This window comes from Methanobrevibacter sp. UBA188 (assembly GCF_905234905.1).
Classification (GTDB): domain Archaea; phylum Methanobacteriota; class Methanobacteria; order Methanobacteriales; family Methanobacteriaceae; genus Methanocatella.
This window is the reverse complement of the sequence record NZ_CAJOJM010000060.1, coordinates 8947-10428: the sequence shown is the minus strand read 5'-3', so window position 1 is coordinate 10428 and position 1482 is coordinate 8947. Positions and strand designations below refer to the sequence as shown.

The window sequence follows — 1482 nt, the reverse complement described above, 5'->3', positions numbered from 1 at the left end:
GTTTGGATTTTTGGTATTCATTGCAACAGTAATTTTCGGTGTTGTCATTTCAACCGTATTCAAACCTATTTTTATCACAAGATATGCCACTCCTGCTGTTGGACTGGTATGGTTGAGCCTTTCAATTTTTATATCCAAGTTTGATGTTAAGAAGGTTGTTATTCCTGTCGTTGTTGTTCTGTTGCTGTTCGGTGCGGTCAATCTATATGAACAGACTTCAGATATTTCCACTTATCACGACTCTTTGGTCAAAAACCAGGAATTCCTTAAAAGCATAAACAACAACGATTCCGTTGTTATCATAGATGGAATGGTTAAATATATTCATTTCCATGATCAGTTAAATGAGTCAAATGTCTTTGCAGGATATTCGATTGACAAAAAGGAAAAGGCTCGAGACTTTTCAAGGATATTTGATAAGAAGAAAGACAAGTTTTTAATGCCTGATGATTTCAATAAAATATCTTGCATACCGTAGTGGGTCTGACTTGGAAATACCTAAATATGTTTCTAAAGATAAGGTAGGTCAGATTGAAAACTGTAAATTTTATAAATTGGAATACAAAAATCAGACTAAATAGATGTGTTGACACACATCTTATTTACTTATTTTTTTAAAACCTCATACCAGATAAAATCCTCGCCTGCATAGTAGCTTATCAGTATTGAAGTTAGACTGACTAAAACAAATATTATAAATACATCCATTGGTGTAAATGCCAGAAACATCACAAATAATATAAGTTCAAGTAAATAAAATACGAATTTTGCTTTTTTTACATTCAGATAGCTTAAAAATCCGAGTATTATTGGTGTAATAATGATTGCCAATATGAATAGCGTTGCAATTTCCAGACTTATGATTTCACCTAATTGAAGTTTCAGCACATCAACAAAAAGATACATTTCAAATATGGTTAGGAAAAATCCTTGAGCCGCACCGCAGATTGCCTGTGCCAGGGTATGCTTTTTTAAAAGAACCCTTGACCAGATAAGTATCGGATATAATATTCCAAATATTGCACCGAATGGTCCCAAGAGCAATATCAATGCACCAACAGGCCCGCTTAATCCTGTTGTGTGAACGCTGATTTTCCATTTGAATGTTATTATCATTACAATGAAGGTATTCACTGCATAGCACAAAAGAAGGATTGTCAAAAAATTGCTTAATCCAATGAAATATGATACCAAAAAACCAATGAAATATGAAGTTATGCCAACAATCAATGGTACGAATCTATCTGTTCTGTTGGATATGTCCTTGTCGGTTCCAATCTTTTTTGCCCAACCTAAGATAATTGCCATAGGCAATATTGATGAAAAGACAAGTGAAATCAATTCCAAAACAATGAATTTAGACATGTTGAACTCCCCATTTTCAAAGGACAGCACAATACACATTATCAAAAATAACGGGATGCAGAGTATTGGGGGATTAGTTATATCTGAAATTACTTTAGCGGTTTTTAACTTGTTCAT

The 1482-nt window shown here is 33.5% G+C and carries 2 protein-coding genes; one reads left to right on the top strand and one right to left on the bottom strand.

Going from position 1 to position 1482, the window contains the following annotated elements:
* The coding region (locus tag QZ143_RS08825; protein ID WP_292883311.1) for a hypothetical protein at nucleotides 1-478 on the top strand (478 nt) is incomplete at its 5' end.
* 128 nt (nucleotides 479-606) lie between these two features.
* Here the strand turns inward: QZ143_RS08825 and QZ143_RS08820 are convergent.
* Nucleotides 607-1482, bottom strand: an 876-nt coding sequence (locus QZ143_RS08820; RefSeq protein ID WP_292883308.1) for a hypothetical protein, incomplete at its 5' end; no start/stop codon positions are given.